Source organism: Pseudomonas sp. TE3644 (genome assembly GCF_056278815.1).
Genome location: NZ_JBWBQF010000001.1, coordinates 2060404 through 2084707, shown reverse-complemented (window position 1 = coordinate 2084707; position 24304 = coordinate 2060404). Strand labels below are relative to the sequence as shown.

Sequence of the window (24304 nt, the reverse complement as noted above, 5' to 3'; positions counted from 1 at the left end):
CCCCCCCCCCCCACCCGTTACAGCGCCCAGCGCGCATTCACCACCACATTGCGCTGCTCGCCATAGGACCCCGAATTGAACGTCCCCAACCCGTCGTAGTATTTCTTGTCGAACAGGTTGTTGAGGTTCACGCCCAAGGTCAGGTGCTGATCGACCTTGTAGTTGGCCAGCAACCCCACCACCCCGTAATCACGCTGATGCGCCTTGGTGCCAAAGGTGCTGTTGACCGCGTAAATATCGCTCTGCCACATCCAGTTGCCGCCCACCGTCAACCGCTCCCACTCGCCCGGCAAACGATAGGTACTGCCCAGCTTGAGCTGGTTCATCGGTTGATTGGTCTCGACCCGGTTGCCGTCCTCGTCATGGGACTCACGGTAGGTGTAGCCACCGATCACGTTCCAGCGCGGGGTCAGTGCGCCGGAGATTTCCGTCTCGATGCCGCGCGTGGTGGTGCCTGGAATGGCGCGGTAAATCTCAGTGCCGTCATCCGCCTCACCCACGAACTGCGGCGTATTCTTCTGCTTGACCTCGAACAACGCCAGGCTGGTGTTGAGCGCCCCATCAAAGAACTCACCCTTCAAGCCGATCTCATAGTTGTCGCCTTCCAACGGCTTGAGTGAAGTACCCGCCGACGTCTTGTAATACGTCTGCGGCAGGAAAATATTGGTATAGCTGGCGTATACCGAATACGTGTCATTGAGGTCATAGACCACGCCGGCGTACGGCGTGACCACACCACTCTTCTGCACCGTGTCGCTGGTCTTGTTGCCACTGGCGAAATCGACGGTGTCATCGATCTGCTTCCACCAACTGACCCGCGTACCGATGATGATCGACAATGGGTCATACGGCTTCAAGCGCACGGCGGTGTAGAACCCCGTCTGGCTGAGGCGCGTAAGGTTGTCCTGGGTACGGGACAAGTCCGGCTTGCCGCCCGGGTTGCCATCCCACTGATAGATATTGTCGACGTCGGGCGTCGCCAATTCGTACGTCGGATAGTTGAGGTGGGTGTAGGCCACGCTGCTGCCCACCACCAGTTCATGCTCGCGCCCGCCCAGGGTAAACGGGCCCGTCGCGAACACATCCAGATTGTCTTGAGTCTGATAACTGTCCAGCCGGTTGATGTACATCGACACCCCCGCCCCGGTCAGCGCATCCGGCGAGCCGCGGCTGGCCGAACCGGTGGTAGCGTCACGATACGCGTACTGATGGCTGTAGGACGCCTTCAAACTCCAGTCATTGGCCAGTGCATGTTCCACCAACGCCGTGAAGTTGTAATGGCTGTTGTTCATGTAACTCCAGCGCGCCCCCGGGTTGAAGGAGCGCGAGAAGTTGGTCGACGTACCGTCACTGTTGAACAACGGGATATGCCCGAAGCTCACGCCATCACTGTTGTTGTTCTGATAATCCAGGCTCAGGCGCAACAGCGTGTCTTCACTCAGGTCCATGTCCACCGCGCCGTACAGCACGCGCTTGTCGGTCTTGTACCAGTCGATGAATGAATCGGACTTTTCATACACCCCCACCAGGCGCCCCCGGATATTGCCGCTCTCGGTCAACGGCCCGGACACATCCGCCTCGGTACGGTAATGATCCCAGGCGCCTGCCTCGCCATACACATACGCCTGAGCCTCGGCGGTCGGACGCTTGCGCACCAGGTTGAGCGTGGCCGACGGCGTACCCGCGCCGCTGAGCAAACCCGTGGCACCGCGCACCACCTCCACGCGGTCATACAAGGCCATGTCCAGCAGCGTGCTGGTGTACTGCTGCGACTCGTTGGCGACCTGGGTGGGGATGCCGTCGTACTCGAAGTTCTGGATCTGGAACCCGCGCGAGTAAAACGTATAGCGATCACTGTCCCGGTGGTTGCTGGACAGCCCCGGGGTGAACTTGACCACATCGTTCAACGATTGCAGGTGCTGGTCATTCATCACCTGCCGGGGGATCACCGTGACCGACTGTGGCGTTTCGCGCAGCGACAGCCCGAACTTGGTCGCCGTATTGGTCGACCCCGTGGTGTAGGCGCCGGTGTTCTCCGTGGTCGCCCCCAGCCCCTGACCGTCAATGGTGGTAGCGCCCAACTCCACGGCATCGGCCGCCGACGCCGGCTGCACCGTGTAACTGCCCGCCGATGTCACCCGCAGCACCAACCCGCTGCCGCGCAACGCCTGCTGCATGGCCTGCTCGGCTGTCAGCTCGCCAGTGATGGCCGGCGCCGCCTTGCCGCGCACCAGTGCCGGTTCCAGCATCACGATGCGGCCGCTTTGGCGGGCGATGGCGTTCAAGGTGTTGGCCAGGCTGTCGGCGCCCAGCTTGAAATGCAGCACCTGCTCGCGGCTGGCGGCCGCGGTGGGGGTTGCTACGAGCGGCAACACCAGGGACAGGGACATGGCAGCGGCTAGGGCGTGGGGGCGAAATGGGGACACAGGGAGCTCCTGAAAAAGTCATCGTCAGGATGGAGGTGTAATGAGATTCGAAAACCGGACAGGTTGGGTGAAAAATATTTGAAAGCGCCTCACTCGGTTTGAATGACGAACACCCAAGGCGGGCAACGCCGATCCCACAGGCCATGGTACGTTGCAACAAAATGTGGGACCGAGGGAACCTCGGGAAGCGCCGCGCGGGCGGCGCTCGATCTCCAGAACGACAAAAAACCCAAGGCATGCACCTCCAAACCTTCATGCCATTTCATGACAGGCATCTTGCGGGTTCATCGAAAATCCTCGCTGGGGATCGCATCAAGGCCGCCAGGTGCTAGTCGAGGTTTTTCCAGTGTCCTCAAGATCGAGCGCCGCCCGCGCGGCGCTTCCCGAGGTTCCCTCGGTCCCACATTTGTTGCAACGTGCCATGGCCTGTCGGACCGAGTGGCCCGCCTTGTGTGCTCGGCATCAAAGCGGTGTGTATTGCTCAAACCCCGCGACTAATCAACACCAACCACGGGCTATACCGCTCGATACGCAGCGGCAGCGACTGCGCCATCGCCTCCAGCGCCTGGTCGGGCCTGTCCAGGCTGAACACCCCTTGCACCCGCAAATCCCGCGCGTCCCGGCTCACCCGGATAAAACCTGCGCGATAAGCCCGCAGCGCCTCCACCAAGGTTTCCAGCGGCTCGTCCACGGCGCTGAACACCCCCTCGCTCCAGTCCGCGCGGTGCGGCTGGCGCCCCAGCGAAACCATGCTGCTGGCACTCACGCGCACCGCCTCGTTGCGGCCCAGCACATGCTGTTCTCCATCATTGACCCGTTTCACCTGCACGTCCGGCCCCAGGTTGACCGCCACCGTGGCGTGCTCCTGCTGACTGACCATCCACCGGCCCGCGCCCACGCTGCTGACCACCGCCTGCGCACTGCGCACCTGCATCGGCCGTGCCTCAGCCCGCGCCTCGACAATCACCTCACCCCGGCGCAGCACCACGCAGCGCTCACGGGCGCTAAAGCGCAGGTCCACCGCGCTGCACGCGTTAAGTCGCAACTGACTGCCATCAGGCAACGCGATGGTGCGCCGCTGCCCTACCCCCGTACTGAAATCAGCCAGCCAGCTTTGCCCCTGCGGGCTGCGCGCCGCCAGCCAACTGGCACTGCCAAACAGGCCCAACGCCGCCACCCCACGGATGACCGAACGGCGCGACACCATGGGTTCCAGCAACACCTCCCTCGCCTGCTGCGCATGGCCGGGGGCGTGTTGATCCAACCGACGCAGCCGCTCAAATGGCGCGCCAGCCCGCTCCTGCAGCCGGGTCCAGGCGCTCAAGTGAGCGGGATCGGCCGCCAGCCACTGCTCAAAACCGTGCCGGCGCGCGGCATCACCGGGCGTGGCGCGCAGGTCCATCATCCAGTCGATGGCCTGCTCGGCGGCGGGGTCCAGGCGCGTGTTCACAAGGCCAACTCCGCCAGGTAGCAATGGCGCAGCGCCTGCTTGATATAGCGCGTCACCGTGCGCTCGCTCACGCCTAGGCGCCAGCCAATGTCGGCATAACTCAGGTCGTCGAGTTGGCTGTACAGGAAGGCCGCCTTCACCACCGGTGGCAGCCCGCCGAGGCTGAGCTCGATGGCTTCCAGGGCTTGCAGCAACGCTAGGGTTTCCTCGGGCGATGGCGCCAGGGCTTCAGGGAGCTGGCTGAGACGTTCGAGGTAAGCGGTTTCGAGCTGCTTGCGGCGGAAGCGGTGGAAAATCAGGCGCCTGGCGATGGTGGACAGATAGGCGCGGGGCTGGGCAATGGCGGCCGGGTCGGTGCGGGCGGTCAGCAGCTCGACGAAGGTGTCGGCGGCAGTGTCCTGGGCGTCCTGGGGGTGGCGCAGGCGTTGGTAGACGTGGCGCAGTAGCCAGCGGTGGTGGGCGGTGAAGAAGGTGGTGAGGTTGGGGGGCTGGAGGGTGGGCACGGTGAGGGGCGCCTGGGAATGGGAATTGTTTGCAGATGGTACAGAAGGGTGTCAGGGGGGACAATAGGGTGGAATGGGTTGCGATGGCGCGGGGGGTTGCTTTTTGGGGTTGGGTCGGAAGGGCTTGGCCTACTTTCTGTCGATAAAGCCAAACCCTGTAGCCGCTGCCGATAGGCTGCGCTGGGCGTTGCGTTTGCAATGCACGCCAAGCGGGATAATGGCGAAGCAGGCTGTGGGATGGGGTGATTGATAGACTGGGTTGAAAGCGACTTGGGCCTGCTGCCCACTATGAAAGCGGCCAGTCACTAGGCGCTTGTTCGTAGAGGGTAGCTTGTAGCACTGAACAGCTAAGCGCGGCCGAGAAAAGCGTGCATTTGACAAGTGAATGTCTGGAAGGCACTGCCCCGCCTCTCACAATCGCGACTGAGCCCTTTCAACCCGTTGCTGACGTTCGACAATAGACATAATGCGGCCCGGAACATCACTCAAGTGTCTTTGCATTAGGGGTGATCCAAACATTCTCAGGTGTGTACAGACAAAACTCTCAAATGACATTGTAATAAGTACTCGATATACTGGCGTCTGTATGAAAAGGATTTTTGACCGTGGGCTCTGGTCAAGGATCTGGATTGCCAGCGAGATTTTCGGACTACACAAGCTCGGAGGTAAGCCAGCTCCCTCAATATTCCATGGGCGCTGCACAAATTTCATACAGGGCGTAAGATACCAGCGCAATGATAGTTTCTAAGGCGCTGTAGTCCCAGTATCTTGATCGTTGGAACACCGATCCAATCACAACCGTGCAGCAAAAATTAATACGCATTCCACTAGCAATTAGCAGATAGGGATATCACATGATCCTTCCCCGAACCCCAGACGTAACCATAGAGTCTCTTGAATCAAGCGGGCGTTGTGCCCAGGCCTTATGGGATCGAGAGTATGAACAAGCGCCTACCATTCCATCATCGTTTAGAGCTGCACCAGCACACGCCCTTGTCGAACTGATGAAAACAGGCCAATTTTCCGCTAAGCGGGCTTTGGATCTTGGTTGCGGAAACGGCCGTAATAGCATTTTTCTCGCGAGTATGGGTATGCAGGTCACCGCTCTTGACTTCTGCCCCAAAGCGGTGGCTTTGACACTTGAACATGTTGCGAAAGCTGGACTCTTAAGTTCTGTCGAGGTCGTGAGCCACGACCTACTTGAGGGGATTCCAGGGGGCGATGAGTATTATGATCTAGTGATGGATGCTTATTCTCTTTGCCATTTCACCCGCGACGAAGATCAAAGACGCGTGTTGCATGAGGTAGCGCGCGTGCTGAAGCCAGGGGGACACTTTATCAAGATACATGTCGACAGCTCTGACATTTATTACCTAGAGCGGCTTCAGACTCAAACACCCTACGGACATATTAGTTTTGATTCAGCCAATGGCTTGAAAAAGATGCATTGTAGCTTGGTGACTTATACCGAACAGGTAGCTCCGCAGTTTGCCCTTGTCAAGGCTGTAAACATCTCCTTTCCCGACGATGTCCGCGGTAAGGTATACGAACGCAGCATCTTTGCCTGTTTGATGCAAAAAAGATAAGGGAGGGAAGTGATATGAGCGAAAAAAACATGGACCCCTCAACGGGTCAATTCATTGACCCTATGTTTGCGGTCATGATCGCTGCTGCTGTAGGCGAGACCATTTTGGTGTGGGTTAAGCAAGGCACTATCCCTGACCTTTTCACATTGACGGTTGTGATGGTAGGCTATGTAAACTTGCTCCTTAGTTGGTTCGGCTATCATAAATCAGTATTAAAAAAGCCAATACTCGGAAGCCTCCGATTTATTGTTACCGTCGCACTACTACCACTCTACTTACTTACTATAGTACTGGCGACCAAACCTTTTTACTGCGTAGCCTTGACCTATGCAGCCATATTTTTTCTCTGGTCTTTTTGGGAGCGCTTAAAACACCGAGAATACTCTTCAGATGAGAGCTTTCTTTCATTGCAACTCAGAACATACAACCTTATGGTCTACGCTGCAGCGACTTACGTGGTGATAGCTAAATTTATCCCTGCGTCTATCACCTCAGTAATGCCTGATCAATTTTTCTCGCTTGCCGACCCCGTGGGCTTAGCGCTGATCGTTTGTGCCATTGTCGTGCTCCGGACTCAGAAAAGTAGTAAAAATAGCAATACCCCTATATCGAAGATCATCGATCAGATTAAAATTTTACTATTTGGTGATCATGCTGACGTCTAAATAAACTTGCATCACCCCCCTGCTTGAGGCCTGATTAGCTGCTAACGCCCATTGAGAACGGCAGCTATGACTCGGTGGCTGCATGTGCCGAGCAGGGGCGTTCCTAAAACCAATACGGCTTTTTAGCTCTAACCCATTCAAGCTGGCGGGCGTAACCCTCTATTCGGTTTGGAAAGAGCCCTTCGTAAAGGGAATGGGGCATTGCCAGAATACTGAGTTCTATCCAAGCCCCCTTGGCTCATCGGAGCAATCTGAGATATGAATAGCAGTGCTTGAAACATAAGTGCCCGCACACAATTACACCACTACATGCTTCGACACAAAAACACCCAGATGCCCTCTAGGAAAACTTCTACAACGCCTGCAACAATCGAATAATTAGCTTACGGCACCGCGATATTTATGCCGCATCCTCGGATGCTGACTTATACCTTTACCCTGCGGCTGCGACCGAGATGGCTGGGGCGCGCCTTTGATCCCTTGGTCAACTGGCTGTTTGAGTGGGAACCCGTAATCGCTTTGCGGCCATGGCGGATTATTCGAAATCGAGCTGAGCGTCCCCTTATTCTGGAAGAGGAAAATCTGCTTGCAGATCTACCACTAACCGCTCCGTTGTATCCCATGTAATAGCTGATGAATCATTGCGAGTCAGGAGAGCTGACTCGCAAGAATGACACGGGAAGTCAGCGTTTCAGCTTGTCGACTTCCGCACTAAGATCCTCCCTATCCGCCATCCGGCTCCACGACTCTGACACCCTTTCAAGCATGGCAGATGTCCGGGTGAACTCCACGGCCAGTGCTGCCCAACTTGAGTATTGCCTTGCTAGCACTCGTTCCTGAGCCCCCCCCTCCCCAAACGACTTCATGTAAGCGCCACGCTTGTTAAAGCACTCAACTTCAAAACCGGTTTCAATTTGCTGTGAAGCAAGGTTTTCTATGACCATGCAAACCTCAGTCGGAGGCCAAATTGCCGCTATATCGAATCGTGGGGAGTGCGCGAAAGTCTTACCTATATGCTGATCCGCAATATCGGCAATATCTCTCTCAACCGCCGCCGTACGTACATCTGCAATCCAAGACTCAAGCTTCGCTTTATCAACACCCTCCGCGGTAGCTCCGGGCAATGTTTCGAAAGCTGAAAGCAACCTGAATGAGACGCTCGCTACGTTCCTTTCGCGAACTGTCAAATCCTTCCTTGCAGGCGAGCTTTTACCTCTAAAAACGTGGGACAGAATTTCGACAAAAAGATCCGAGTCTTCGGCCATTTGCTTATAGATAGTTAAGGGTCGTCGCTGATCCTGAATTGCAGGTAGATATGCATACTCCAACCGTGCGATAGCAAGGGGCTCAACATCCTCACGTCCATCAAGCTCTTTGAAAGCTGATTCGAGGTAATAAGAGAGCATCGTTCCACTTTGTTTACTATCAGACTGCCGTAACCCTTCAGAAAGCAGAGCAATAATCATCTCAGAATCAAACTCAGCTAGCCGGCGGTGCCCTAGGCATAGGACGTCAAGACTCCGCTCCACAGCACGAAACTCTTTCACGACCCTCATCAGATCATCCGAAGCCCCATCATTCGGAACGATATTAAGACGCCGCCAGTATTGCTCGTGAACATCCCGCCCCTGAGACTCAACAAAATCCCAAGTCCAGCTAGTAACCGGCCAACCGAGCAGTAAATAACATTTATCTCCTGCGTCAGGCACCAATGGAAATATCTTAGCTTCGATAATCTGAGACCAAGAATCTCCGTATCTTTGTGCGCCAAGTGCTGACGCGTAGAGGGCCAACTCGGGGACTGGAGACTGAATCACCGTGGCCTCAACTAGCGTGACAAGATCTGTTTGAGTGATCTGCTCGATATCGATTGCCTGAGCCACGAGCGTCGGAATGGCGACCTTTTTTGTGAGTTCTAGTATACCAAGTGGACCGGCGCGCTTCAGGATACGGGCCAAAGCCTCTTTTCTTAGAACATCAGGCTCCAAATCCGTAATCCCCTGATAACGCCCGACATGTGGCAACCAGTCATCAAACAGCTGCTTGTCCTGGTAAATAGGATCGACAGGACGATGCTTATCCAAAAGAGATTGAATCCCCAGCCGCTCCTCCTCTTCCAGAGTCCAATCACTGTCTGCATAAAACTCGTGCTTGGATACCATCGCCTGAAGTGCACTCCAGACCGGACTAACTGCGTTCGACAGATGCGTGGACAGATACGAATCAATAAACGCAAGTACAGCCTCTCGGTCGTCCGGCCTGAAGGCAGAGAAAGAGTTAACCAGCACTATTGCCCTTTCTTCATTATCAGCAGCCAATTTGATTGCGCGACTTACCACGGCATGCTGTGCATCCCAGACCACTCCAAAAGTAAGCTCCTCTGGTTTTACAGATGCAACATCGCGAAGCTTGGGTTTTTGGGTCGGCGAGACAGAGTCATGCGACCGCGGGAGCAGCTTGACCAAAAGCTGCCATCCTACCGCTGGAACCTTGGAAAGCACGCTATCGATGCATGCAATACGCTGGCGAAGAGTCGCATGGGTGTTGGGCGACCAGGTAAGCAGAATGTCCCTCAAGCTATTGATCGGACGGTTGACTCTGTTTGAGTCCGGTGTGGGATCCAGCTCGGCAAGCTTTGCTAACACGATCGCAGCTCGATTCAAAAGCTTCGGGTCCCAGGCTAAAACCTCAAGCGCCCAGAGGATCTGGATGTAGGGACCTGATGCACCAAATAACCAATCATCTTTGTCATGAAACAGACCAACGATCTTGTCTTTCTCGCCCTCGAACATAGATTCGAGGGCCGTCAAAAAAGGGCTAGGCGCAGCCTCTGCGATCAGGGTTGTCTGATCCGATAGCCCCACCAATGTCCGGTGATTCTTCCCCCACTCAGGGAGTGAACTAACTATTTCATCAACAAATTGCTGGGCGGTTGCCTGATTCATATACAACCCACCGACTTGGTCCATCGTTGCGATAATCAGGAGCGTAAGCGCCAGCCCCTCTCTCAACCATTTGCTGTAGTCCGCAGGGGAGACGTAATGAAGGGTGAATTTTTCATCACGAGACGGCTCTTCTATTACATGACTGAAAACCTTCAGCACCGCAGCTTTTAAACGCTGTAAATCCTGCTCACCAATCAATTGCCCGTAGAAGCTGAACGCATCAACCGGGGCCCGCACTTGCCAATATTCACCTACCCGATCAAACGGGGGATCAGCCAACATAGTGGAAGGAAGCAGCTTTTCTTCCAAATCCGCGTATTCCGCCATCCCAGAAAGCTCCGCCATCAAAAGCCGGTCGAGTTTCTGATTGATGGACCAACCGCCAGCTAGAAAAGCGGCCTTCATCCCAGCGGCGCTACTTACCCACTCGGGCGGAGAATAGGGTTGATTTGAAATGAGTCGCTCCAGAATTGTGAGACTACGCCCACATCGGTGAGCTAATTCATACCCTTCCTCGCGCTCAATCCCCATTGCCGTAAAGCCGTCAACCATTCCAGTCGCTGATGATCGCTTAAGCGACTTGTGCTTTCTGGCCTGAACCCCAGTTACTGCGGACAAAGTCGGCCCTTTAGCGGCAAGGACACCTGACATCCGATCGCCATCGTTTTTAGTAATGAATGTCAGGTTTGTTCGCTGGCTTAGGAAACGTGCTGCGGCCTCAGTCTCGACAATCAGAGTTTTCACCTCCAACGCTCTTTTGATGTCGGGAGGGGCCATCCGGATCGCCGCGACAGCAAAAGCAACAACTTCAATACCCGTCTCAGCCCCCAGCATGATTGCTTGAGCTGGCCCAGCGAGATTTTGAAGCAACTCTTCGGCAATCTCCTGACGGTCTCCCAGCACAACTTTCTCATGCAAACGAGGCTTGAAGCGCAAGCTGTACATCTCCCAAAACTCGTCCGTGCTGAGCGCGCCATTCCGTGGCGCGTTACCCAAGACGTCTCTTGCGTAAAGCGCCGCTACAGCTGGATGTAGATCAAGCCAGTGAACCAACTCGACGGCATCGAGATAAATGACCTTCTTCCACTTACCCTCGCTAGTCCTCTCGTTTTCCCATTCCGTGAGAAGCTCCCGCGGCGTGTCCCATTTTTCCAGATTTACCAGCACCAGAGTGCTCTCAGCCATCTCGACAGGATCTGTTTTCCCTGTCCGCTTGTTGTAGTCGTCGGTGGCTTTTCTTGCACCCGCACCGGCCCCAAATTCCCATTTGGATTTGCCAGCGGGTACAAACTCAGCCGGCTCAGTTGTCTCAAGGACGCCATCCCAGCCTCGAACTTGGCCAGCATCCCCGCCCGGAAATCGAAATCGACTCGCATCGGTGATGGACGCCCTTATCAAGTCAGCTATCAGGTCAGGAAGGTGCGCGCGAGCGTCAATCCTCTTTGCCCATTTTGCTAACCCTGCCTCATCGATCCACTGCATGTCGCAATCCTTTTTCACATGACTAACAGACTGAAATCTCGATCACCGAGAACATGGATTCCATTATGCCTGAGATGCCTGAAAGGGGATCTCCCCCGCAGATAACTCGGAAAACGACCAAATCTTGGATCGGATTTTCACACAGCAGCCTCGGGTGTTCCCCCTCATAGCCGCTGCCGCCAGGCTGCGCTGGCCGCTGCGTACGCTGGAGACTTCCATTGTGGTTGATGGCCAGCGCAGCCTGCGGCAGCGGCTACAGTGCTGGGGCTGGCCGTCCGCAATGGGTCGAAAGCGGTCAATGGTTCCGAGCGACTTTCGACCCATCGTCAGTAGACGTTCAAACGACTTCCGCCGCCGAAGTGAAGGTAAGACTACAGTCCCGGCACCGGCATTCGCCGAGTCTCCGAGTTATCAAACGCATTTCTCGCCCCCCGGATGTGCAGGAATTTTCTCAGGAAATTTCCTGCCTCCCCTCTGACAATCGTATAATCCACTTACATTTCCACCCTTGTGTTCATCTCATCCCGTTACTAACCTCCCCTCCGCCGCGGGCACACCCACGGCCAGGTTTGGTCACCTGATGCTATGAACATTTCAACACTGCCTAGCCATGCTTCGCGCATGACGCTTTATGGCGGCTGTGCGCGGGGCATCTTTGGATGCGCCGAGGTGTCCGTAGCTCGGTTGACCAACCCTCGCACAGTTGCCACCCATTCGTTTGGTCACGACTGGTTGGTGATTCCTTCAACTCTACGGAATCTTCACTATGGTCAAGCCAACACCTGATCCACCCATTTGCAATCTTCCTACGGGTCATCCGCTCTCCACGCTGCCCAATGGGCACCTTGAAACCGACGGTCTCGTGCTGGCTGAACGGTTCGTGAAACAGCGCGCGCTGCTTGAAGCTGAGCGGCGAAATGTTCAAGGGGCTGAGCCCAAACCGCCGCGCTGGTGGCACTTCTGGCGTTGGCGCAAAACTACGTAACCGGATGGCAATGCAAATGGCGCCCCTGCTCCTTACCTCGGCAGGGCCGCTACTCAGGTACATTCATAAGGACTTTGATCATGACCGATTTTCTGGAAACAACCGCCCTGCCCTTCGGCATGCGCGACTCGAAACAGCAGCCATTCTTCAGCGTCAATCCGGGGATCAGCGTGGAGGATGCGCTGTGTCACCTGGGCCACCTGCTGCGGTGTGCTTATGACTCGGCCTATGAGCTCACCGATGGTGAAGGTGTAGAAAAAGGGCTGGTTTGGTCGACCCTGCATCATATTGAAGGGGCGAAGGGTTTGGTTGATGCGTTGATCGCGGAGCGGTAGGACTGGTTGATGTAGGCACTATCCGGCCTGGGGGCCGTTCTACTGGTAGGGGAGCGGGCTTGTGAGTGAAATGCTGAGGCATCAGAGCTCGCTGGCAAGCCAGCTCCCACAAGCCAACCGCGTCTATGAGGCACTGGTTTTTCAGTATGAATAGGGGGTGGATGGGAGGGCCAGCGCAGCCTGGCGGCAGCGGCTACGGGGTATTTCAAGGCAATTGCGCAGCTCCGGGCAAACCGCATGAAACCTTCAGCCCAGCCCTACCCCGCTCCCGCTGGAACGTGCTAAATAGAGCCCCCCCCCCAAAACAGACCAAGGACGTCGATGAAATACGACGACGCAAGCTGGCACTACGAAGGCAACTTCCCCGCAGGCCAACCCCAGGAACACGGCGGCACGCACATCGCGCTGTTCCTGAAATGGTGCTTCATCAAAGGCTGGGCGGGAGAATTGCACAGCGAGGAAGCGCCTGAAACCGTCGCCCAGGTCATCAGCGGTGAGCTCAGCGCTACCGAATTTCTATTCAACTATTGCGATGGCCAGATCACCGACGAAGACCTGAGTGACGAAGGGAATCTGATCGCGCAGCAGTATTACGGCGACGATGGGCTGTACCTTCAGGACTACTCAGATCACTTCGGTGACTTGATGTATGTGGCGCCGGAGGCTGAGCATGACTTCGCGAAGTTCTGCTCGATTCTGGACGCGCGGGTTGAGAGTGGCGTGCTGGTGAAGGCGCAGGCTTGATGCTTTAGCTGTATGGCGACGCTGGCCTGAGCGTGCGCTGGGGATGTTCAGCGTGGTTCAGGGCCAGCGCAGCCTGCGGCAGCGGCTACGGGGTGATTGACGTTTGGGCTGGGGCGATGACTAACGGCACCACTTGATCGCGCTCCATGTCGCGCAGCAAATCCCCGAGCATTTCGCGCTTGTTGATCGTGCCTTTGGGCGGCACGTACCAGGCAAAGACGCTGTACCCGTCACGCGCGTAGCTGTAGTGCTTGAGCAAGTGCCCATCGTGATAAATATCGCCCGTCAAGCCGTCATGGTAGTGGTACGGCAACGGTAGAGTTAACAGCGACAGGGCCCCGAATATACCTATCGCCAGGTTGGGCGTCTCTTGGCTTTCCTTGATCTGCAGGCTGTAGCCATGCGGGTTGTAGCCACCATCCAGAAACGAGAACGCGCCGGTGCCCTTGAGGGCGTCGACCAGTTCGGCCTGGTATTGCTCTTGAATGCGCAGGTATGGGGCCGGCAGCATCAGGCTGACGGGCACGTATTGTTGCTGCGCCTTGTAGTCCAGCGGACCCAGGCTGGTGACGCAGCCACCCAGTATCAGCGCCAGCGGCGCCATGGCCATCAGGCGCTTCATTGGGCGTACCCCACGCTGGGCATCAGGTGATCATGCTGCACGTCGGCGGCGAACGCCTGGCTGATGCGGTCCAGGTTCTGGCCTTTCATTTCGCCGCCCTGGTCCAGCAGCCAGGTGTATTTGCGCGTGACGTTTCGGTAGTGGTAGTGCTTCAGCGCCACGTCGTCGTGCAGCAAGGTGTAGTCGATCTGGGTGTCGTAGGTTTGCGGTATCGGTATCAGGAACAGGGTGGCGGCGCCGAGGAAGATCAGGGGCGTGGAGATGTCGCGGGTGGTGTTGATGCGCGCCTGCACACTGTAGCCGCCAGGCGCCCCGCCGCCTGACTGGACGGTACGGAACACACCGGTTTCACGCAGGCTGTTGCGTACGCTGGCGGCGTCCAGGGGCGAGTCGACCATGACGTTGATGGGGGCCAGGTAGTCCTGGCCGTCGGGCGCCGGGCGCTCGGGCAAGGTGTTGGTGGCCGCGCAACCGACCAGCAGGGTGGAACCCAGGGCAATCAAGGTGTTTTTCATGGGGCTATGTGCTCGGCCGGGACGATGTAAGGGCGGGCGTTGTTGAGGTTCAACGGCAGGGCCTGCAAGGTGGGCAGGCTTGGGACCTGGCGCTGAGCCAAGGGTTGGTCGCGGTGCAGTTGGTCGCGCCACAGGTAGGCGCAACCGGCCGCAAAGCAGTACGAACGGAATTCGCCCAGGTAGTAGGCCTTGCCGGCTTCCAGGCGCAGGGGCAGGTTGAATTTTTCCCGCGGTGCCTGGGAGCGCGCCATGGTGCCCACGCCGGGGACGTAGTCCAGGGTGGAGAATGGCGCGTCGTAGAGTTCGTAGTCGCCGGGCTTGAGCGCCATCACGAAGACGCTGGCGCTACCGCTGTCCTTGACGTCCTGGGGCGTGAAGATGGTGGGCTGGTGATGCCACACCGCTGCGGCGCCGTATTCGGAACCGCGTTTGCGCAACAGCAGGCGCTGGTCTTGCCAGCTGGCACTGGCGGCGTTGAGGGGGCCAATGGCGCCGACCAGGTAGGCGACGGGCTCACCGGGGTGCGGTTGCAGCGGGCCGCTGACGTCTGCGGCGGGTTGGGTGATGCAGCCGGTCAGGGTGGCGGCGAGTAGCGTAAGCGCGCACAGCGCGAAAAGACGGGACAACATAACGATTCCTGGCTGGAGGACGACGCGGCCAGGAATCGAAACGACGGGCTCCTTGCCACGGCTTGGACGATGCAAGCGGAGCGCAGGGTAATGGGGTTGATGGCGTTGCGCCATTAACTTTACGTTCAGGTTTTATGATGAAGTTACGGCAGGTGCGGTTGGAGGCTGAGGCGGTGTATCCGGCGGACCGCGTTGCCTTTATCGCGAGCGACTTTGCCGCAATGGCATACCCTGTGGGACCGGGCGAAGCTCGGGAAGGGTGTGCCAGGCTGTCCGCGTCGTCTGCTTCCCGAGCTGGCGCCCGGTCCCACAGGAGACCGTGGTTTGGGGCGGCAACCGCGTCGTCTGTATCGCGGCCAAGGCCGGCTCCTACGCCGTGCGAGGTAGGAGCCGGCCTTGGCCGCGATGCAGACGACACGGTTTCTCGGCCTTCTGGGGGCTTACTGCGCTGCAGCGAAGCGCAATGCAGGCACCAGCGACGCATTGAACATCGCCCCATGGCTCAACATCAGTTCCTGATAATCCACCGCCACATTCGCCCGCCCCGCCAAGCCTTTGGCCAATTCGCGCGCGGCCTCAGGTGACACCTCACTGGCCCCGGCCGGGCCGCGCTCCAGTTTCGGCGCCGTCCCGCGCATCATCAACAGGCGTACGGGGTTGGCAGGCGCCAGCTTGCGCTGCTCACCCAGCAACACCCCCTCCCCCCACCACACCGAAGGGTCCGCCACCGCGTACGCTTGAAAATCCTGGGTACGGGTGAACAGCACATGCAACGCAAACAACCCGCCAAACGAGTGCCCCCACAGCGTCTGTCTTTGCGGATCGACCTTCGCCAAAGCGGCCACTGCCGGCTTTACCCGCTGTTCGATCAGTTCGGCAAACTGATCCGCCCCGCCGCTAGGCCTGCCATCCGCCATGGCCGCGCCTGTCGGCAACCTGGGCGTATCGTCATATGCCCGCGCCACCACATCGAACCGCGCATTCACGGCGTAACCGATCAGCACCAGCACCGGCAACGACTTGCTGTCCACCTGCCCCAGCATCTGGTCGTCCAGGCTGGCCAGCACCGCGTTGCCATCGAGCATGTACAGCGCCGGATAGCCCGCCGCTGGCGCCGCTTGTTTGGGCACGCCCACCCAGATGCGGTAGTGCCGCTTGGCGTCCACCGAGTCCAGGTCAAGCTGGGTGAAGCGGTACAACGATGAGCCTCGCTGGGCGATGTTGGGGGTGGTGGGCAGCGACAGGTCGGGGCGCGCGAAAGCGGTCGTCGCTGCTGCCGCCGAGAAGAACATCACAAGCAAAAACTGGGTAAATCGCGTCATCTGAAGGGCACCGTCCGGTGGGTGTCGAGGGCCCTGCCGGGGCGGGCCAGTCCAAGGATGGCAGCCACAGTATTGCAAATAACACTCATTTACTACCGAAAATTGTTTGTGATTCCCGACACATAGCGTGTGTGGTCATGATCGCGAGATTGCCGCCCCAAGAGGGAAGCTGGCACGATGTAATCATGTTCAGGGAGGACACATCATGATCTTGCGGCTGCTGTTACTGACCTTTGCGATCTTGTTTGTCTGGGCCTTTATCGCCAGCCTGCGCCGCGCCAATGCGGAGCACAAACATCGAATGGGGCCAGGCATCGAGGAGCCCTACACCCAGGCGCTGATCAAGGCGGGGCTTACGCCTTCACAGGTGATGATTCTCAAGGACCGCACGGCATCGGGCTCCAGGTCAGAGGGGATGCCGTTTCAGGTGCACCGCATTGTGCTGAGCCCGCCAGAACGCTACTTCGTTTACATCCATATTGAGGATACGCCGCCGGTGTTGTCGCCGATTTCGGCGAAGCGGGCGCAGTTGGCGGCTGGGGGGAATTGGTTGCCTTAGCAGGCGCACATGGCGTCCTTCCCACGCCTGCGCTAACGAGCGCCGCTGGAGTTTTTCCGTGCAAGGCCGATCTGTCCGCCGCAGGCTACCCACGTCAGCGTGAAGAGATAGCCGAATATCGTCAGGCCAATTTCCCACGGCAACACCTGGCTGTCGAAGGCCGCTTGCGTCTGCTTGCACTGCAGGTCGCTGGTGCACCTGGACACACAGACCTGCTTGTCGCCCACCCAGCAGTTGTTGACCAGGTCGCCGTAGCGATCCACGCGGATCCGCTGGCCCGTCTCAAGCAGATCCCGGGCAACCACGGTGCTCCGGTCCCCCCTGATAAACACTTTCTGGTACTGCCTGACGGTCTCGTCGGGTTGCAGTTCCAGGTCATAACCGCCTTTGGGCGTACCCACCCAGACGATACGGCCTTCGCTGTGGGCCAGAGGCCTGTCGGTCATGTCGGGGGTACCGGTGTACCAGTCAACCAGTGGGAATATCAACAGCAACGCCAGCCATGAAACATGACCTGCCGGGGATAGGCCTTTGAAGAAGCGCAGAGCGAAGTCGGGCATGGGGCTGGGGCGACTTTGATGGTTTTGGCCGAGGTTGCCACGCCAGGTGCGTAAACGCAAAGCAAGCCCCGCGCCGTAGCCGCTGCCGTCAGGCTGCGCTGACCGATGTGAAGCCTGAAGATTTGCAGCCAGGCACCGGGCCAGCGCAGCCTGGCGGCAGCGGCTACGGTGACGGCCAGGCTCTGGTTCGAGGATGTATCAATGCCCCGCACGCCCCACCAACTCACGCCTGAGCCGAGCAATTTCATTGCTGTCACAGCCATGCATGGTCACCAGCGCAGCGATGCGCTGACGGCAGGCGCGCAGTTCGGCGTTGGTTTCATCCAACTCGTTGGCCAGCAACTGGCAGCGGTGTTCCAGCAATTCCAGCGGCGAAGGGAAAGGCGCTTGGTCGGTGGAATCCATAAGGTCGTCGGTCATGAGCATTGGCTTGCCAGTGAGTAGAGTACAAATGTTCTCCTGACAGAATAACGTCAACCACTGGATGGATCAACAGTACAAAACAGCCGATGGTCGCGTACCGATCGATGAAAAAAGCCGCTTGCGCCCCACGCTTGAGCACACCCATTCAAGACAACCCAGTATCTGTATCAAGCATGAGACGAAACGCAAATAATCGATAACGATTTGCAATCACCGCTGTTAGTATCGGCAACCGAGAATCACTCGCAATTGCCACGGACCGGCACTGTGGAACATCAATACCGTCCAGGAACCGCCCATGCCTCGCCCATTTCCCTTGCGCCCTACCCTGCTCGCCCTGTGCTGCTGCACCAGTGTGACGGCCAACGCCGCCGAGCCGATCGAGCTTGATGCCACGGCCATCGACTCGGACACGATCAAGAGCCACCCGGACACCCGTCCGGACGCGTATGCCGGTGGCCAGGTGGCGCGTGGTGGGCAGATGGGGCTGTTGGGCAATCAGGATTTCATGGACGTGCCGTTCACCATGACCAGCTACACCGCCAAGCTGATCGAGGACCAGCAGGCCGAGGACATCGGCGATGTGCTGGCCAACGATCCGTCGGTGCGCCAGTCCTACGGCAGCGGTAACCAGTCGCAGGTGTTCGTGATTCGCGGGTTGCCGCTCAACAGTGACGATATCGCCTACAACGGCCTGTACGGCGTACTGCCGCGGCAGATCATCGGCACCGAGGCGCTCGACCGGGTGGAGGTGTTCAAGGGGCCCAACGCGTTTATCAATGGGGTGAGCCCCACCGGTTCAGGGCTGGGTGGTAGCGTCAACCTGCAACCCAAGCGCGCCACTGATGCGCCGATCCGCCGCTACACCCAGGACATCAGCAGTGACGGCCGCAGGGGTGAACACCTGGACCTGGGCCAACGCTTTGGTGAGGACAACCGCTTCGGTGCACGCCTGAATTTGATGCAGCGCGAAGGTGAAACGGCCATCGACGATCAGGACCAGCGCACCAAGCTGGTTACCCTGGGGCTGGATTACCGGGGCGATGACTTTCGCCTGTCTGCCGATATCGGTTACCAGAAGCAGCACCTGACCCACCTGCGCAACAGCGTCAAGCTGGGCACCGGGCTGACTGGCATCCCGTCGGCGCCGGACGCCAGCAAGAACTACGGGCAGGACTGGTCGTGGGAAGACACCGAAGACACCTTCGGCATGGTGCGGGGCGACTGGGACTTGAATGACAGCTGGACGGCGTACCTGGCCGCCGGTGCCAAGCACACCCGCGAGAATGGCTTTTACGGCACCCCGACCCTGACCAATGCCAGCACTGGGGCGGCGACCATCAGCGGCTCGCAGATTCCCCATGATGAGGACAACGCCACGGTCATGGCGGGGCTCAATGGGCACTTTATCACCGGGCCGGTGAGCCATCAGGTTAGCCTGGGGGCGACGCAGTTGTGGGCGCAGCAGCGTAACGCGTTCAATTTCTATCGTTACGGCGCGGCCAGCGGTGCGACCAATATCTATAACCCCTTGGACTTGACCAAACCGCCCACTAGTTACTTGGTGGGTGGCGACCTCAGCGACCCGGGCGTTACCGGCAAGACCCGCACCCGCAGCCTTGCGCTGTCGGATACGTTCGGATTATTCGACGACAGCCTGCTAGTGACTGCGGGCGTGCGCCGTCAGGAGATGCTGGTGCAAGGCTATGCCTACAAAGGTGGCACCAGCGCGGCCTACGACGGCAGCCGCAACGCGCGTTACGACGAAACCATCACCACGCCAGTCTACGGCCTCGTCTACAAACCCACCGAATACGTGTCGCTGTACGCCAACCACATTGAAGGCCTGGCGCAAGGGCCGACCGCCTCGGGCAGCGACGTTCTTAACGCCGGCGAAATGTTCCCGCCTGGTCGCACCAAGCAGAGCGAAGCGGGGGTAAAGCTGGACTTCGGCAAGGTCGGCGCGAATCTGGCGGTGTTCCGCATCGAGAAGCCCACGGACGGGTATGTGCAAGGCAACGTCTACGTGCGTGAGGGTGACCAGGTCAACAAAGGCATCGAACTGAGCCTCTTCGGCGAACCCATCGACGGCCTGCGCCTGATGGCCGGTGGCACGCGCATGAGCTCGCAGGTCAACGGCACCTTGAACGGCGTCAACGACGGCAACCATGCCATTGGCGTTCCGACCTTCACCCTCAATGCCAGCGCGGACTGGGACGTACCGGGGGTGCCGGGCCTGGCGCTGAACGCGCGCATGTTGCGCACCGGCGGCCAGTACGCCGACCCCGCCAACAACCTTAGCCTGCCGACCTGGAACCGTTTCGACGCGGGTGCCCGCTATCAGCTCAAGGTGGCGCAGAAGGACGTGACCTTGCGCGTCAACGTCGAAAACCTCACCGACAAGAACTACTGGGCCTCGGCCAACGGCGGTTACCTGACCCAGGGCGATCCGCGGCTGGTGAAGTTCTCGACCACCCTCGATTTCTGATCGTAGCCTGTAGCCGCTGCCGAAGGCTGCGCTGGCCGGTGTGAACCCTGGAGATTTTCAGTGCACCACAGGGCCAGCGCAGCCTGGCGGCAGCGGCTACAGCGTCCTGTGGGAGCAACCGGGGTCGCGCTCGACCTTGCTCCCGTTTGCGCCAGGCAGGCCCCATCGCGAGCAAGCTTTGCTCCCACAGTGGGGAAGCAACCACCGCTATAAGCCGCACCACTGTGGGAGCAAAGCTTGCTCGCGATGGCATCGACGCCGTAATCCAGAAAAACCGCGTCGTGTGCATCGCGGCCAAGGCCGGCTCCTACCACGGACGGCGTAGGAGCCGACCTTGGTCGCGATGCACACGACGCCATTTCAAGACGGTTGCCGCTACAGATCCAGCACCAATGCCTGCATCCCCTCCTCACTCTGCCCCGGTATCGCACAGCAAATCAGCACCCGGCCCGCCTCCGGCATCTGCGCCGGTGGGGTGGGGTAATGCACGCTGCCGCTGATCAGCCGGGTGCTGCAGGTGCCGCACGAACCACCACGGCAACTGAACTCGGGGTTCAGGCCGCGGCGTTCGGCCAGCTCCAGCAGGCTGCCATCCCCGGGGGCCCAGCGCGCTTCGGTGGTGGAAGCATTGAAGTAAACCGGTGTCGGCACGCTGGCCGCTGGCGGTTGCGGCGCGGCAGGCGGCGCGGCGCTTTGCAGGCGGCGCAGGGCCGAGGGGCCGAACGCTTCGGCGTGGATGCGCGCATCGGGCACGTTGATACTGCGCAGGCCGTCGTACAAATCCTGCAGAAAACCAGCCGGCCCGCACAGGTAAAAGTCGTAGTCATCCAGCGGCAGCCGCGCCTTTACCTCGGCGAAGGTCAACCGGCCGGCGATCTGGTGGTCGCGCCCCAGCACCGCGTCCGACCCCGGGCTGCTCAGGGCGCGGTGGATGTGCAACAGCGCCGCCGGGTTTTGCTGTAACTGGGCCAGTTCTGCCTGAAAGGGCAACTCCGCCAGGGCCCGTGCGCTTTGGAACAGATGAATCGCGCGCGCACTGCCCTGCCCCAGGTTCTGCGCCACCAGCTGCCGGGCCATCGACATCATCGGCGTGATACCCACCCCGGCCCCCAGCAACACCACCGGCCGTTGCGTGTCCTCGACCAGCGTGAAGCCGCCCACCGGCGGGCGCACGTCCAGCAGATCACCCACCTGCACCCGGTCGTGCAGGTAATGCGACGCCGCGCCCTGGCGTTTGACGCTGATACGCAGGTGGCCGTCGGCCGGGGCACTGGAGAGGCTGTAGGTTCTGACCAACGCCTGATCACCCAGGCGCATCGGCAAGTGCTGACCCGGCATGAACGCGACGACTGCAGCGTCCGGCGCTTGCAGGTAGAACGAACGGATGTCACTGCTTTCCTGTTGCACCCGGGTCACCCGCCATTGCTGCCACTGCCGGCGCTGCTCGGCCTGGCGCAGGCGCTCGCCGGTTTCAGCCCAGGTGCCGGTGGCCAGGCTGGTGGGGGCATAGTCGTGGAACTGCCAGCGCAGTTTCAACGCCGCCGGGCGCAGCACGGCGTGCAGCACTTCGAAGGTCCACAGCCGCTCGGCGCCTTCAAAGGCCTTGATCAAGGGGCTGTCGAGCAGCAACTCGGTGCGCCCGGTCAGTTGCAACAGGTCGCCGCTGGTGAAGTCGATGAACAGCAGGCCGGCCACGGGGTTGGCCTGCAGGTTGCCCAAGGTGTTGAAGAACAGATTGCCGGCGTAGTCGGGGATGGTCAGGCGGTTGCCCTGCACGTCGATGAAGCCGGCACGGCCACCGCGGTGGGAGACGTCAACCGAGCGTTGCTGGGCGTCATGATCGACGTAGCTGGCGATGAAAAAGGTATCGGCGGCGGCGATCAGGGCGCGGGTGTGCTCGGTCAATGCCGTGAAGTCCTGTCGCGCAGGGACACCGCTTTCAGGCTCGGGCAGGCGGGTATAGGCGCGCTCCTGAATGTATTTGGGGCAGTTGCCGTAGGACTGCTCCACCTCCACTTCCAGGCCCCCCGCCGAGGCCTGGCGGATCAGGCCATTGATGCGGTTGCGGCGCCGGGTGTGCAGCTCGATGCCCAGCATGCCGATGGCGTGTCCCGCCTGCAGCCCGGGCGCGGCCGGGTCTTGCGGATCAGGCTGCACGGCCAGGTGCAGGTGGTAAGGGTCGGCGGAACTGACAAAGCCCTCCGGCCCTTCCAGCACCGTGGCCCAGGGGCGACCGTCGGCGTCCACCGCGCCCACCAGCATGAAGGGCAGCTGGTGGTAGAAATCGCGGTGTTGGTCGGGCATGTAGTCACGGATCACCCGTGGCCCGATTTCGTCCATGCGCTCCGAGGCGAGGAACCGTTGCTGAAGGGTCTTCTCCCCGGCATGCCAGGGTGATTTTGGCAGGTGGTTCATGGCGCGGGCTCCTCGATCGCTTAGTGGGCTTGCAGGCCCGCTGCGGTGCGCGGCATGGGCACGAAGCCTGGCAATGCCTCGATGCGCTGCAGCCAGGCGCGAACGTGCGGGTAGTCCTGCAGCGAGACGTTGCCCTCCGGCGCGTGGGCGATGTAACTGTAGTTGGCCACGTCGGCGATGGTCGGTTCCGGCCCGGCCAGGTAGGGGCTGTTCGTCAGTTCGCTGTCCATCACCTTGAGCAGTGCGTGGGCGCGGTTGATCACCTCCTCGGCATTGAAGGCGGCGCCAAACACCGTGATCAGCCGCGCGGCAGCCGGGCCGTAGGCCAACTGGCCGGCGGCCACCGACAACCAGCGCTGGATGCGCGCCTCGGTCAGCGGGTCCTGGGGCTTCCAGCTGCCTGTGCCATAGGTCTTGGCCAGGTACACCAGGATCGCGTTGGAATCGCTGAGCACGGTGCCGTTGTCATCGAGCACCGGCACCTGCCCGAAGGGGTTGAGGGCCAGGAACGCCGGGGTCTTGTGCTCGCCCTTGGCCAGGTCGACCGTAATCAGTTCGGTGGGCAGTTGCAGCAGCGACAGCATCAGCTGCGCACGGTGGGCGTGGCCGGACAGGGCAACGTGGTACAACTTGATGGCGTTTGGCATGGGTGTGGCTCCGTGGAGGTGGTAACACAGTGCAGCCATCCTGCGCCCATCCACCGCCGAGCAGAATCACCACCCTGAGCAATCCATAATTCCGTTTTCTGAAATAAAGCCTCTAGCGCAAGGCCGGATGATCGCGCAGCAAGGGCGCGGCGAAGTCGATGAACGAGCGTACCCTCGCTTCGGCACGACGGCCATGACGATAGCTCAAGTACACCGGCACGTCCTCGCCTGCCAAGCCGCTCAGTATCGGCTCAAGTGCGCCGCTGGCCAGTTCCTCGTGGACCTCGTAGCTCATGCAGCGGATTACCCCCAGCCCCAAGGTAACCGCGTGGATAGCGCCGCGCTGGGTGGTGCAGGTCAGCACCTGTGCAGCTTTCAGCGCACGGTGGGCGCCGTTGCGCCCCGGCGCCTCCTGACCAGTCGACGACACCACCACCGCGCGATGGGCTTTGAGCTCGTCAAGGGTGCCGGGGCGCCCCCAGCGGGACAGGTAGCCTGGCGACGCACACAAAATCGGCCTGGCCTTGCCCACAGTCAGGGCGAACTCGGAAGAGTCCGGCAGGGCGCCGACCACGATAGCCGCATCGATGCCGTCCTTGAGCAGCCTGGGCACGCCTTCACAGGCCTGGATGGACAGGCGCACCTGGGGGAAAGCGTCCAGATAGGCAACCGCGATGGGGGTGAACACCTGGGAGTCAATCAGCAGCGGCACGGCGAGGGTCAATTGCCCCTCGGGACTGGCGTGCAGGCCGGCGGCGGCACGCTCGGCCACTTCGGTCTGCGCCAGGATATGCTCGCAGCGTTGCGCGAACTGTTCACCGGCAGGGCTCAGGCGCACGCCGCGCGGGCCGCGTATCAGCAATGTGCTGTGCAGTCGCGCCTCCAGCGCGGCGATGGTGCGCATCACCGTGGCCGGCGACAGCGCCAGGTGGCGGGCAGCCGCGGCCAGGCTGCCGGTCTGCGCCACGGTCACGAAGGTGTGCATCTCGCGGTAACGGCCCAT

General features: G+C 59.7%; 19 protein-coding genes. 6 read left to right on the top strand and 13 right to left on the bottom strand.

Annotation, left to right across the window (positions count from 1 at the left end; genetic code table 11):
* Positions 1-17: 17 nt before the first annotated feature.
* The 3 genes from ACZ9GA_RS09300 to ACZ9GA_RS09290 form a co-directional block, all read right to left on the bottom strand.
* Positions 18-2426, bottom strand: coding sequence for a TonB-dependent siderophore receptor (locus ACZ9GA_RS09300; RefSeq protein ID WP_457362956.1), 2409 nt, complete (start codon positions 2424-2426; stop codon positions 18-20).
* Positions 2427-2907: 481 nt separating this feature from the next.
* Positions 2908-3876 (bottom strand): FecR family protein, encoded by a 969-nt coding sequence (locus ACZ9GA_RS09295; protein WP_457362958.1) that lies wholly within the window; start codon positions 3874-3876, stop codon positions 2908-2910.
* Positions 3873-4379, bottom strand: a complete 507-nt coding sequence (locus ACZ9GA_RS09290) for a sigma-70 family RNA polymerase sigma factor (RefSeq protein WP_457362959.1) — start codon at positions 4377-4379, stop codon at positions 3873-3875. Before ACZ9GA_RS09290 ends, ACZ9GA_RS09295 begins: the two co-directional genes overlap by 4 nt.
* An 854-nt stretch (positions 4380-5233) precedes the next feature.
* Here ACZ9GA_RS09290 and ACZ9GA_RS09285 point away from each other — a divergent pair.
* Positions 5234-5965: a class I SAM-dependent methyltransferase gene (locus ACZ9GA_RS09285; protein ID WP_457362960.1), complete on the top strand. Its 732-nt coding sequence runs from the start codon at positions 5234-5236 to the stop codon at positions 5963-5965.
* A 14-nt stretch (positions 5966-5979) separates the two neighbouring features.
* Entirely contained in the window at positions 5980-6630 is a 651-nt protein-coding gene (locus ACZ9GA_RS09280; protein ID WP_457362961.1) for a hypothetical protein, read from the top strand.
* A 683-nt stretch (positions 6631-7313) separates the two neighbouring features.
* On the opposite strand, the gene ACZ9GA_RS09275 is transcribed toward ACZ9GA_RS09280, so the two are convergent.
* Positions 7314-11057 (bottom strand): hypothetical protein, encoded by a 3744-nt coding sequence (locus tag ACZ9GA_RS09275; protein WP_457362962.1) that lies wholly within the window; start codon positions 11055-11057, stop codon positions 7314-7316.
* Between the two features lie 1065 nt (positions 11058-12122).
* Between ACZ9GA_RS09275 and ACZ9GA_RS09270 the strand changes: the two genes are divergently transcribed.
* Positions 12123-12377 (top strand): DUF3077 domain-containing protein, encoded by a 255-nt coding sequence (locus ACZ9GA_RS09270; RefSeq protein ID WP_457362963.1) that lies wholly within the window; start codon positions 12123-12125, stop codon positions 12375-12377.
* Between the two features lie 321 nt (positions 12378-12698).
* Positions 12699-13121, top strand: a complete 423-nt coding sequence (locus ACZ9GA_RS09265) for a DUF7832 domain-containing protein (RefSeq protein WP_457362964.1) — start codon at positions 12699-12701, stop codon at positions 13119-13121.
* Positions 13122-13206: 85 nt separating this feature from the next.
* On the opposite strand, the gene ACZ9GA_RS09260 is transcribed toward ACZ9GA_RS09265, so the two are convergent.
* From ACZ9GA_RS09260 to ACZ9GA_RS09245, 4 genes are all read right to left on the bottom strand, one after another.
* The gene (locus ACZ9GA_RS09260; RefSeq protein WP_457362965.1) at positions 13207-13743 is read right to left on the bottom strand and encodes a hypothetical protein; all 537 of its coding nucleotides are present in this window, start codon (positions 13741-13743) and stop codon (positions 13207-13209) included.
* On the bottom strand, positions 13740-14258 hold the full coding sequence (locus tag ACZ9GA_RS09255; RefSeq protein WP_457362966.1) for a hypothetical protein: 519 nt from the start codon (positions 14256-14258) through the stop codon (positions 13740-13742). Before ACZ9GA_RS09255 ends, ACZ9GA_RS09260 begins: the two co-directional genes overlap by 4 nt.
* Positions 14255-14887 carry a hypothetical protein gene (locus tag ACZ9GA_RS09250; RefSeq protein ID WP_457362967.1) on the bottom strand — a complete coding sequence of 211 codons (633 nt, stop codon included), beginning with the start codon at positions 14885-14887 and terminating at the stop codon, positions 14255-14257. The genes ACZ9GA_RS09255 and ACZ9GA_RS09250 overlap by 4 nt, the downstream gene beginning before the upstream one ends.
* Before the next feature lie 440 nt (positions 14888-15327).
* Positions 15328-16209: an alpha/beta hydrolase gene (locus ACZ9GA_RS09245; RefSeq protein ID WP_457362968.1), complete on the bottom strand. Its 882-nt coding sequence runs from the start codon at positions 16207-16209 to the stop codon at positions 15328-15330.
* Between the two features lie 205 nt (positions 16210-16414).
* Here ACZ9GA_RS09245 and ACZ9GA_RS09240 point away from each other — a divergent pair, with 205 nt between their 5' ends.
* Positions 16415-16768 (top strand): hypothetical protein, encoded by a 354-nt coding sequence (locus ACZ9GA_RS09240; protein WP_457362969.1) that lies wholly within the window; start codon positions 16415-16417, stop codon positions 16766-16768.
* A gap of 32 nt (positions 16769-16800) precedes the next feature.
* On the opposite strand, the gene ACZ9GA_RS09235 is transcribed toward ACZ9GA_RS09240, so the two are convergent.
* Both ACZ9GA_RS09235 and ACZ9GA_RS09230 read right to left on the bottom strand, forming a co-directional pair.
* Entirely contained in the window at positions 16801-17328 is a 528-nt protein-coding gene (locus ACZ9GA_RS09235; RefSeq protein ID WP_457362970.1) for a hypothetical protein, read from the bottom strand.
* A gap of 198 nt (positions 17329-17526) precedes the next feature.
* Positions 17527-17748, bottom strand: a complete 222-nt coding sequence (locus ACZ9GA_RS09230) for a hypothetical protein (protein ID WP_155980456.1) — start codon at positions 17746-17748, stop codon at positions 17527-17529.
* Positions 17749-18049: 301 nt separating this feature from the next.
* On the opposite strand from ACZ9GA_RS09230, the gene ACZ9GA_RS09225 reads away from it, so the two are divergent.
* On the top strand, positions 18050-20239 hold the full coding sequence (locus tag ACZ9GA_RS09225) for a TonB-dependent receptor (protein WP_457362971.1): 2190 nt from the start codon (positions 18050-18052) through the stop codon (positions 20237-20239).
* A 375-nt stretch (positions 20240-20614) separates the two neighbouring features.
* Here the strand turns inward: ACZ9GA_RS09225 and ACZ9GA_RS09220 are convergent, their stop codons facing one another.
* The 3 genes from ACZ9GA_RS09220 to ACZ9GA_RS09210 all read right to left on the bottom strand — a co-directional run bounded on the left by ACZ9GA_RS09220 (position 20615) and on the right by ACZ9GA_RS09210 (position 24304).
* Positions 20615-22654: a pyridoxamine 5'-phosphate oxidase family protein gene (locus tag ACZ9GA_RS09220; RefSeq protein WP_457362972.1), complete on the bottom strand. Its 2040-nt coding sequence runs from the start codon at positions 22652-22654 to the stop codon at positions 20615-20617.
* Between the two features lie 20 nt (positions 22655-22674).
* A complete protein-coding gene (locus ACZ9GA_RS09215; RefSeq protein ID WP_457362973.1) occupies positions 22675-23301 on the bottom strand; it encodes a glutathione S-transferase family protein in 627 nt (208 codons plus the stop codon).
* A gap of 112 nt (positions 23302-23413) precedes the next feature.
* Positions 23414-24304, bottom strand: a complete 891-nt coding sequence (locus tag ACZ9GA_RS09210) for a LysR substrate-binding domain-containing protein (RefSeq protein ID WP_457362974.1) — start codon at positions 24302-24304, stop codon at positions 23414-23416.

Excerpts from the sequence above, each read along its gene's own strand:
- ACZ9GA_RS09285 (WP_457362960.1), top strand. The coding sequence starts at position 5,234 with ATGATCCTTCCCCGAACCCCAGACGTAACCATAGAGTCTCTTGAATCA.
- ACZ9GA_RS09280 (WP_457362961.1), top strand. The coding sequence starts at position 5,980 with ATGAGCGAAAAAAACATGGACCCCTCAACGGGTCAATTCATTGACCCT.
- ACZ9GA_RS09275 (WP_457362962.1), bottom strand. The coding sequence starts at position 11,057 with ATGCAGTGGATCGATGAGGCAGGGTTAGCAAAATGGGCAAAGAGGATT.
- ACZ9GA_RS09270 (WP_457362963.1), top strand. The coding sequence starts at position 12,123 with ATGACCGATTTTCTGGAAACAACCGCCCTGCCCTTCGGCATGCGCGAC.
- ACZ9GA_RS09265 (WP_457362964.1), top strand. The coding sequence starts at position 12,699 with ATGAAATACGACGACGCAAGCTGGCACTACGAAGGCAACTTCCCCGCA.
- ACZ9GA_RS09260 (WP_457362965.1), bottom strand. The coding sequence starts at position 13,743 with ATGAAGCGCCTGATGGCCATGGCGCCGCTGGCGCTGATACTGGGTGGC.
- ACZ9GA_RS09255 (WP_457362966.1), bottom strand. The coding sequence starts at position 14,258 with ATGAAAAACACCTTGATTGCCCTGGGTTCCACCCTGCTGGTCGGTTGC.
- ACZ9GA_RS09250 (WP_457362967.1), bottom strand. The coding sequence starts at position 14,887 with ATGTTGTCCCGTCTTTTCGCGCTGTGCGCGCTTACGCTACTCGCCGCC.
- ACZ9GA_RS09245 (WP_457362968.1), bottom strand. The coding sequence starts at position 16,209 with ATGACGCGATTTACCCAGTTTTTGCTTGTGATGTTCTTCTCGGCGGCA.
- ACZ9GA_RS09240 (WP_457362969.1), top strand. The coding sequence starts at position 16,415 with ATGATCTTGCGGCTGCTGTTACTGACCTTTGCGATCTTGTTTGTCTGG.
- ACZ9GA_RS09235 (WP_457362970.1), bottom strand. The coding sequence starts at position 17,328 with ATGCCCGACTTCGCTCTGCGCTTCTTCAAAGGCCTATCCCCGGCAGGT.
- ACZ9GA_RS09230 (WP_155980456.1), bottom strand. The coding sequence starts at position 17,748 with ATGACCGACGACCTTATGGATTCCACCGACCAAGCGCCTTTCCCTTCG.
- ACZ9GA_RS09225 (WP_457362971.1), top strand. The coding sequence starts at position 18,050 with ATGCCTCGCCCATTTCCCTTGCGCCCTACCCTGCTCGCCCTGTGCTGC.
- ACZ9GA_RS09220 (WP_457362972.1), bottom strand. The coding sequence starts at position 22,654 with ATGAACCACCTGCCAAAATCACCCTGGCATGCCGGGGAGAAGACCCTT.
- ACZ9GA_RS09215 (WP_457362973.1), bottom strand. The coding sequence starts at position 23,301 with ATGCCAAACGCCATCAAGTTGTACCACGTTGCCCTGTCCGGCCACGCC.
- ACZ9GA_RS09210 (WP_457362974.1), bottom strand. The coding sequence starts at position 24,304 with ATGGGCCGTTACCGCGAGATGCACACCTTCGTGACCGTGGCGCAGACC.